Annotated in this window: 9 protein-coding genes; 8 read left to right on the top strand and 1 reads right to left on the bottom strand. The window is 59.9% G+C overall.

The genetic code is table 11. The features are described from left to right. The first annotated feature begins 107 nt into the window (after window positions 1-107). The 4 genes from EJA70_RS25190 (at window position 108) to EJA70_RS25175 (ending at window position 3,627) form a co-directional block, all read left to right on the top strand. Window positions 108-905 (top strand): hydroxymethylpyrimidine/phosphomethylpyrimidine kinase, encoded by a 798-nt coding sequence (locus EJA70_RS25190; protein WP_158834327.1) that lies wholly within the window; start codon window positions 108-110, stop codon window positions 903-905. Window positions 906-923: 18 nt separating this feature from the next. Further along, a complete protein-coding gene (gene thiE, locus EJA70_RS25185; RefSeq protein ID WP_158834325.1) occupies window positions 924-1,547 on the top strand; it encodes a thiamine phosphate synthase in 624 nt (207 codons plus the stop codon). Between the two features lie 17 nt (window positions 1,548-1,564). Then, window positions 1,565-2,848 (top strand): glutamate-1-semialdehyde 2,1-aminomutase, encoded by a 1,284-nt coding sequence (gene hemL / locus EJA70_RS25180; protein ID WP_158834323.1) that lies wholly within the window; start codon window positions 1,565-1,567, stop codon window positions 2,846-2,848. A gap of 224 nt (window positions 2,849-3,072) precedes the next feature. After that, on the top strand, window positions 3,073-3,627 hold the full coding sequence (locus tag EJA70_RS25175; RefSeq protein ID WP_003228518.1) for a tetratricopeptide repeat protein: 555 nt from the start codon (window positions 3,073-3,075) through the stop codon (window positions 3,625-3,627). 190 nt (window positions 3,628-3,817) lie between these two features. Here the strand turns inward: EJA70_RS25175 and EJA70_RS25170 are convergent, their stop codons facing one another. Continuing rightward, window positions 3,818-4,147, bottom strand: a complete 330-nt coding sequence (locus EJA70_RS25170; protein ID WP_003185742.1) for a DUF1820 family protein — start codon at window positions 4,145-4,147, stop codon at window positions 3,818-3,820. 133 nt (window positions 4,148-4,280) lie between these two features. Here EJA70_RS25170 and miaB point away from each other — a divergent pair, with 133 nt between their 5' ends. The 4 genes from miaB (at window position 4,281) to EJA70_RS25150 (ending at window position 8,183) form a co-directional block, all read left to right on the top strand. Beyond that, window positions 4,281-5,609 (top strand): tRNA (N6-isopentenyl adenosine(37)-C2)-methylthiotransferase MiaB, encoded by a 1,329-nt coding sequence (gene miaB, locus EJA70_RS25165; RefSeq protein WP_095122051.1) that lies wholly within the window; start codon window positions 4,281-4,283, stop codon window positions 5,607-5,609. Window positions 5,610-5,852: 243 nt separating this feature from the next. Further along, a complete protein-coding gene (locus EJA70_RS25160) occupies window positions 5,853-6,851 on the top strand; it encodes a PhoH family protein (protein ID WP_008081076.1) in 999 nt (332 codons plus the stop codon). Next, on the top strand, window positions 6,844-7,338 hold the full coding sequence (ybeY, locus tag EJA70_RS25155; RefSeq protein WP_158834321.1) for an rRNA maturation RNase YbeY: 495 nt from the start codon (window positions 6,844-6,846) through the stop codon (window positions 7,336-7,338). Before EJA70_RS25160 ends, ybeY begins: the two co-directional genes overlap by 8 nt. A 5-nt stretch (window positions 7,339-7,343) precedes the next feature. After that, the gene (locus tag EJA70_RS25150) at window positions 7,344-8,183 is read left to right on the top strand and encodes an HlyC/CorC family transporter (RefSeq protein ID WP_158834319.1); all 840 of its coding nucleotides are present in this window, start codon (window positions 7,344-7,346) and stop codon (window positions 8,181-8,183) included. Window positions 8,184-8,188 lie beyond the last annotated feature (5 nt).

Here is an 8,188-nt window from a genome sequence, read left to right as displayed (position 1 = left end):
CTACATTGATCTGGAGTTTCCTGTAGGAGCTGCCGAAGGCTGCGATCTTTTGATCTTGCTCCGCCAGCCACACCCGAAAATCAGCTTTGGTGGTAAGCTCGCGCACCATGAATATCTACAGCTCCCGCCCCGTTGTCCTCTGTCTCTCCGGCCACGACCCAAGTGGTGGCGCCGGCTTGCAGGCAGATATCGAAGCCCTGCTCGCGCAGGGTTGCCATGCGGCTCCGGCCGTCACCGCGCTGACCGTGCAAGACACCGTCAACGTTACTGACTTCCGCGTCCTCGACCGTGAGTGGGTGTTGGCCCAGGCCAATGCCGTGCTCAACGACTCCGAAGTCGCCGCGGTCAAACTGGGCATGCTCGGTTCGCTGGAGATGGTCGACACCGTTGTCGAACTGCTCTCGGCGCACCCGCACTTGCCGGTGGTCTGCGACCCGGTGCTGCGCGCCGGTGGCGGCGGACGCCTGGGCAAGGACGAGGTTGGCTATGCGATGCGCGAGCGTCTACTGCCGCTGTCGATCATTGCCACCCCTAACCTTCCTGAAGCGCGCATCCTCGCCGAACTGCCCGAAGGCACTGCGGACGAGTGCGCTGAAAAACTCCTGCCGTTCGTCAAAAACCTGCTGATCACCGGCGGCCACGGCGACGAAACTGAAATCCACAACCGCGTGTACAGCCGCGACGGCCTGCGTGAAACCTTTATCTGCCAGCGCCTGCCGGGCAGCTATCACGGTTCCGGATGCACATTGGCCAGCGCATTGGCCGGTCGATTGGCTCAGGGCGAACAGCTGGCCAGCGCCGTGCGCAGTGCTTTGGATTACACCTGGCGCACCCTGCGCGATGCCGAACAACTGGGCAAAGGCCAGTTCGTCCCGCGTCGCCTGCCGCTGGATTTCTGCTCGTAACGTCGTGAGGTCTGCCCGATGAAACTACGTGGCCTGTATGCCATTACCGACAGCGAATTGCTGGCCGGCAAGTTTCTCTCTTATGTGGAGGCGGCGCTGGAAGGCGGCGTCACCCTGCTGCAATACCGCGACAAGAGCAACGACGAGGCCCGCCGCCTGCGCGAGGCCGAAGCGTTGCGCGATCTGTGCGAGCGCTACAAGACGCAACTGATCATCAACGATGACGCCGAACTGGCCGCACGCCTCAACGTCGGCGTGCACCTCGGTCAGACTGACGGCCCGTTGTCGCCGACCCGCGCCCTGCTCGGGTCGAAAGCGATCATCGGTTCAACCTGCCACGCGCAAATCGCGCTGGCCGAACAAGCCGCCAAAGAAGGCGCGAGTTACGTCGCCTTTGGTCGCTTCTTCAACTCCAACACCAAGCCCGGCGCGCCGACCTGTAGCCTCGATCTGCTCGACGAAGCCAAGCGCACGCTGCACCTGCCGATCTGCGCGATTGGCGGCATCAGCCTCGACAACGCCGCACCGCTGGTGGCCCACGGGGTCGACCTGCTCGCCGTGGTTCACGGTTTGTTCGGTGCTGAGAGCACCGCCGAAGTGACCCGCCGCGCCTGCGCGTTCAACGAATTGTTCAAATCCTGAAGATTGAGAGCCCGATCATGTCTCGTTCCGAAACCCTGTTTGCCAACGCCCAGAAACACATTCCCGGTGGCGTGAACTCGCCAGTCCGCGCATTCAAGAGCGTTGGCGGCACGCCGCTGTTCTTCAAGCACGCTGAAGGCGCTTACGTCACCGACGAGGACGACAAGCGTTATGTCGACTACGTCGGTTCGTGGGGCCCGATGATTCTCGGCCACAGCCACCCGGACGTGCTCGACGCCGTACGCAATCAGCTGCAACACGGTTTGTCGTACGGTGCGCCGACCGCGATGGAAACCGAGATGGCCGACCTGGTCTGCTCGCTGGTGCCATCGATGGACATGGTGCGCATGGTCAGCTCCGGCACCGAAGCGACCATGAGCGCAATCCGTCTGGCTCGTGGTTACACCGGCCGCGACAGCATCATCAAGTTCGAGGGCTGCTACCACGGCCACTCCGACAGCCTGCTGGTCAAGGCCGGTTCCGGCGCGCTGACCCAAGGCGTTCCAAGCTCGGCCGGTGTGCCGGCGGCGTTCGCCAAACATACCCTGACCCTGCCGTTCAACGACATCGACGCGGTTGAGCAGATGCTCGCTGAAGTCGGCGAGGAAGTGGCGTGCATCATCGTTGAACCGGTTGCGGGCAACATGAACTGCGTGCCGCCAGCGCCAGGTTTCCTCGAAGGCCTGCGTGCGCTGTGCGACAAACACGGCGTGGTGCTGATTTTCGACGAAGTGATGACCGGTTTCCGCGTCGCCCTCGGCGGTGCTCAGGCTTACTACGGGGTAAACCCTGACCTGACTACTTTCGGCAAGATCATCGGCGGCGGCATGCCGGTCGGCTGCTTCGGCGGCAAGCGCGAAATTATGGAGCGCATCGCGCCGCTGGGCCCGGTGTACCAGGCCGGCACGCTGTCGGGTAACCCGCTGGCGATGGCGGCCGGTTTGACCACGCTGCGTCTGATCAGCCGTCCGGGTTTCCACGCCGAGCTGACCGACTACACCACGCGCTTGCTCGACGGTCTGCAACAGCGCGCCGATGCTGCGGGCATTCCGTTCGTGACCACTCAGGCCGGCGGCATGTTTGGTCTGTACTTCAGCGGTGCCGACGACATCGTCACCTTTGAAGACGTGATGGCCAGCGACGCGGCCCTGTTCGGGCGCTTCTTCCACCTGATGCTGGCGGGTGGCGTGTACCTGGCACCGAGCGCGTTCGAAGCCGGTTTCACTTCGATCGCTCACGGCGACGCCGAGTTGCAACTGACGCTGGACGCTGCCGAACGCGCCTTCGCTGCACTGAAGTAATTGCCGTACCGCTGACGTTGGCTATGACCAGCGTCAGCTTTCACCTACATCCCCATGGTTTTTCCGACGCTCTGCTAAAAATCTTCCATAAAGTGGGCGATATATTCCCCGCGCAGCAGAAAAACGAGTAAAGACTTTGTAAGGTTGGCCCTGCTTATTTCATAATGCGCGCTTATTGGATCCCTCGATGGGTCCGCGTGCCCTTCAGAGGTAAGTCGATTCCCATGAACCGCACCGGCCGCACCCTTGCCTTGGGCTGCCTGTTGCTCCTTCAGCCCCTGCTCGCGCATGCACAAGCAGGCGGCAACTCGTTGTTGATCCCGGCGATGGGTCGTTGCACCCTCAATACTCAGCCGCAAGACGTCACGCAGGCACTGGCCGCCTGCCAGAAAGCGGCGGACGAAGGGGATGCGCAAGCGCAATACGAGTTGGGTGAGTTCTACTACGACGGCAAGAATGCGCCGCGCGACCTCAATCAAGCTCTGAGCTATTTCGAAAAAGCCTCGTTGCAAGGCCACGCTCAGGCGCAGTTCAAACTCGGCACAATGTTCTTCCACGGTGAAGGCGTGCAGGCCAACAACATTCAGGCGTATATCGTTTTGAAGATGGCTGCGGTCAACGGCGCTGAAGATGCGCTGGATACGGCTGATGAAGTCTCTGAAAAAATGTCTCGCGAAGATCTTGAGACTGCCACGCAGGTGCTCGGGCAAATTTTCCGTAAATACCTGATGGAACTGCAGAGCGCCGATGGGCGTACGCCTTTCTCACCATTGCCTTGATGGGTGCGGTGACTAACTTGTGGTGAGGGGATTTATCCCCGACCGGCTGCGCAGCAGTCGCAATCCATTCGATGAGGTGTGTCAGATAAAACCTGGTTGCAGGATTTAGGGCCGCTTCGCAGCCCATCGGGGATGAATCCCCTCGCCACAAATCCCCTCGCCACAATTCATTCCAATCCAGTATCTGCTGTTACTTCTCAGGCATCGGCATCGGGAACGGCATCACATTGCCGACCGCGCCACGGGCTTCGCTGATTTTCGGGGTACCCAGACGTTCCACTTCGTCGATGCGTACGATCGAATGCATCGGCACAAAGCTGCGCACCACGCCTTCGAACTGCGCCTTGAGCTTTTCTTCGCTCGGGTCGACGACCACTTGCGTGCGCTCGCCAAAGACGAACTCTTCCACTTCCAGAAAACCCCACAGATCACTTTGATAGATCTGCTTGGCGTACATTTCGAACACCTGGCCCTGGTTGAGGAAAATCACCTTATAGATTGGAGCTTCGCGTTTGGTCATGGCGGGGGGATAACGTCGGGGATAAAAATGAGGGCGCAAACTATAGCATAGCCGCTGGACGCGCAGCGGTAGGAACCTGAGGGCTTGTTCCCTATAATGCCGGGTTCTTTGAATCACGTGATGACCCTAATCCATGGCCAAGAAGCTTTACATCGAAACCCACGGTTGCCAGATGAACGAGTACGACAGCTCGCGCATGGTCGATCTGCTGGGTGAACATCAGGCCCTGGAAGTCACCGCGCGCGCGGAAGACGCCGACGTGATTCTGCTCAACACCTGCTCGATCCGCGAGCGCGCGCAAGATCGCGTGTACTCGCAACTCGGCCGCTGGCGCGAACTGAAACTGGCCAACCCGGAGATGGTGATCGCCGTCGGCGGTTGCGTGGCCAGCCAGGAAGGCGCGGCGATCCGTGATCGCGCGCCGTACGTCGACGTGGTCTTCGGCCCGCAGACCCTGCACCGCCTGCCGGAAATGATCGACGCGGCACGCATCACCAAGCTGCCGCAGGTCGACGTGTCGTTCCCGGAAATCGAAAAATTCGACCACTTGCCCGAGCCGCGCATCGATGGCCCGAGCGCTTACGTGTCAGTGATGGAAGGTTGCAGCAAGTACTGCACCTTCTGCGTGGTGCCTTACACCCGTGGCGAAGAAGTCAGCCGGCCGTTCGACGACGTGATCGCCGAAGTCATCCACCTCGCCGAAAACGGCGTGCGTGAAGTGACCCTGCTGGGGCAGAACGTCAACGGCTATCGCGGTACGACCCATGACGGTCGTCTGGCCGATCTTGCCGAGCTGATTCGTGTAGTCGCGGCGATTGATGGCATCGACCGCATTCGCTACACCACTTCGCACCCGCTGGAATTCTCCGACAGCCTGATCCAGGCCCACGCCGACGTACCGGAGCTGGTCAAGCACCTGCACTTGCCGGTGCAATCGGGCTCCGACCGGATTCTGGCGGCGATGAAACGCAACCACACGGCGCTTGAGTACAAATCCAAGCTGCGCAAACTGCGTGCGGCGGTGCCGGGCATCTGCATCAGCTCGGACTTTATCGTCGGTTTCCCCGGCGAGACCGAGAAAGATTTCGAGCAGACCATGAAGCTGATTGCCGACGTCGGTTTCGACTTTTCCTACTCGTTCGTCTATAGCCAGCGCCCGGGCACCCCGGCTGCCGATCTGGCCGACGACACCCCGGAAGAGTTGAAGAAGGAACGCCTGAACGCGCTGCAACATCGCTTGAATCAGCAGGGTTTCGAGATCAGCCGACAGATGGTTGGTTCGGTCCAGCGCATCCTGGTGACCGATTACTCGAAGAAAGACCCGGGCGAGCTGCAAGGGCGCACCGAGAATAATCGTATCGTCAACTTCCGCTGCGACAATCCTACCCTGATCGGCCAGTTCGCCGACGTGCACATCGACGCGGCACAACCGCACTCGCTGCGCGGCTCGCTGATCCAGTAACAGATATCAGCAGCACAGAAAAACCTGTGGGAGCTGGCTTGCCAGCGATGAGGCCATCAGCCCCGACAAATATGTCGCCTGCTGCACCGCTATCGCTGGCAAGTCGAATCGTCGCACCGCAGCTCCCACAGTGGACAGCATTGTTCTTCAGAATGTACTCATCCATTTAAGAGCTTTCGCACCCAGGCCTCTGGCGTTATCCTTGATTTCATCCTAATTGCCCCAGGGCGGCTAAATACGACCTTGAACGCACCCATAGAACCACATCGTTTTATCCTCGAGCCCTTTGAGGCTCGCCGCTTCGCCAATCTGTGCGGGCAATTCGACGAGCATTTGCGCTTGATCGAACAGCGCCTGACCATCGAGATCCGCAACCGCGGCAACCAGTTCGAGCTGATCGGCGACCCCAAGCACACCACGTCTGCGGAAAATCTGATTCGTCGCCTGTACCGGGAAACCAAAGGTTCAGAGCTGTCGCCAGATACGGTGCACCTGTTCCTGCAGGAATCGGCCGTGGTCGAGCTGGACAACCACGCCCCCGCCGAAGCTTCCGTTGCCCTGCGCACCAAGAAAGGCATGATTCGCCCGCGCGGCTTGAATCAACTGCGCTACGTCAAGGAAGTCCTCGGCAACGACATCAACTTCGGCATCGGTCCGGCCGGTACCGGCAAGACTTATCTGGCCGTGGCCTGCGCTGTCGATGCACTGGAACGCGAGCAGATCCGTCGCATCCTGCTGGTGCGTCCGGCGGTTGAAGCGGGTGAGAAACTCGGCTTCCTGCCCGGCGACCTGTCGCAGAAGATCGACCCGTACCTGCGCCCGCTCTACGACGCGCTCTACGAGATGCTCGGCTTTGAATACGTGGCCAAGCTGATCGAACGTCAGGTGATCGAAGTTGCGCCGCTGGCCTACATGCGCGGTCGCACGCTGAACAACAGCTTCATCATTCTCGACGAGAGTCAGAACACCACCGTCGAACAGATGAAAATGTTCCTCACGCGGATCGGCTTCGGCTCTACAGCGGTCATCACCGGTGACATCACCCAGGTCGACTTGCCGAAAGGCACCAAGTCGGGCCTGCATCATGTGATCGAAGTGCTCAAAGACGTGCCGGGCATCAGCTTCACCCACTTCCAGCCGAAAGACGTCGTGCGCCATCCTTTGGTCCAGCGGATCGTCGAAGCTTACGAGCGCTTCGAAAACCGTGACGAAGCGCCCAAGGACACCTCGCGAAATGCTTGAGCTAGACCTGCAAATCGCGACTGACGCGAACGCGCCGAGTGAAGCCGACTTCCGTCTGTGGTGCGAACTGGCCCTGCGCCAGCGCACCGCCGACTCGGAAATGACCATTCGTCTGGTCGACGAGGAAGAAGGCCGCGAGCTCAATCATACCTGGCGCCAAAAGGATTACGCGACCAACGTCCTGTCGTTCCCTGCTGACGTGCCCGACGAGTTTCTCGACATCCCGTTGCTCGGCGATCTGGTGATCTGCGTGGCGGTGGTTGAGCGCGAAGCCGCCGAACAAGGCAAGGAACTAAAGGCCCACTGGGCGCATCTGGTCATTCACGGCTGCTTGCATCTGCTTGGTTACGACCATATAGATGACGACGAAGCCGAAGAAATGGAAGCACTGGAACGCGAGTTGCTTGCCGAATTGGGCTATCCCGATCCGTACGCGGACGACGAAACCGAAACATCCCCTATCGTTACAACAAAGGATTCAGAGTAATCGCTATGAGCGAAGATCGATCGAGCAACGGGCAGAAGTCATGGCTGGGTAAACTGACCCAGGCTTTTGCCCACGAGCCGAAGAACCGTCAGGAGCTTCTCGAGCTGCTGCGTGATGCACATCAGAACAAACTGCTGGACAGCGAAGCGCTGGCCATCGTCGAAGGCGCCATTCAGGTGGCTGACCTGCAAGTACGCGACATCATGGTGCCGCGCTCGCAGATGATCAGCATCAAAGCGACCCAGACACCCCGTGAATTCCTCCCGGCCGTGGTCGACTCGGCCCACTCGCGTTATCCAGTCATCGGCGAAAGCCATGACGATGTGATGGGCGTGCTGCTGGCCAAGGATCTGCTGCCGCTGATCCTCAAGGAAAACGGCGACAGCTTCAACATCAAGGATCTGCTGCGCCCGGCCACGTTCGTGCCGGAGTCCAAGCGTCTGAATGTGTTGCTGCGTGAATTCCGCGCCAACCACAACCACATGGCCATCGTCATCGACGAATACGGCGGTGTGGCGGGCCTGGTGACCATCGAAGACGTGCTGGAACAGATCGTCGGCGACATCGAAGACGAGCACGACGTCGAAGAAGACAGCTACATCAAGCCGCTGCCAAGCGGCGATTTCCTGATCAAGGCCCTGACGCCGATCGAGAACTTCAACGCGTTCTTCGACAGCGAATTCTCCGATGACGAGTTCGACACCGTCGGAGGGCTGGTGATGAGCGCGTTCGGGCACTTGCCAAAACGCAACGAAATCACTGAAATCGGCGCCTATCGTTTCCGCATCCTGAACGCCGACAGCCGTCGGATTCATTTGCTGCGACTCACGCCAATCGCCCGGTAATACAT

This window comes from Pseudomonas sp. PB103 (assembly GCF_009764635.1).
In the GTDB taxonomy this organism is placed as follows: Bacteria; Pseudomonadota; Gammaproteobacteria; order Pseudomonadales; family Pseudomonadaceae; genus Aquipseudomonas.
This window is presented reverse-complemented; position numbering and strand designations above follow the sequence as displayed.

Bases quoted from the DNA above. Each gene is read 5' to 3' on its own strand.
- miaB (WP_095122051.1), top strand. From the start codon at position 4,281: ATGGCCAAGAAGCTTTACATCGAAACCCACGGTTGCCAGATGAACGAG.
- ybeY (WP_158834321.1), top strand. From the start codon at position 6,844: ATGCTTGAGCTAGACCTGCAAATCGCGACTGACGCGAACGCGCCGAGT.
- thiE (WP_158834325.1), top strand. From the start codon at position 924: ATGAAACTACGTGGCCTGTATGCCATTACCGACAGCGAATTGCTGGCC.
- EJA70_RS25190 (WP_158834327.1), top strand. From the start codon at position 108: ATGAATATCTACAGCTCCCGCCCCGTTGTCCTCTGTCTCTCCGGCCAC.
- EJA70_RS25175 (WP_003228518.1), top strand. From the start codon at position 3,073: ATGAACCGCACCGGCCGCACCCTTGCCTTGGGCTGCCTGTTGCTCCTT.
- EJA70_RS25150 (WP_158834319.1), top strand. From the start codon at position 7,344: ATGAGCGAAGATCGATCGAGCAACGGGCAGAAGTCATGGCTGGGTAAA.
- hemL (WP_158834323.1), top strand. From the start codon at position 1,565: ATGTCTCGTTCCGAAACCCTGTTTGCCAACGCCCAGAAACACATTCCC.
- EJA70_RS25170 (WP_003185742.1), bottom strand. From the start codon at position 4,147: ATGACCAAACGCGAAGCTCCAATCTATAAGGTGATTTTCCTCAACCAG.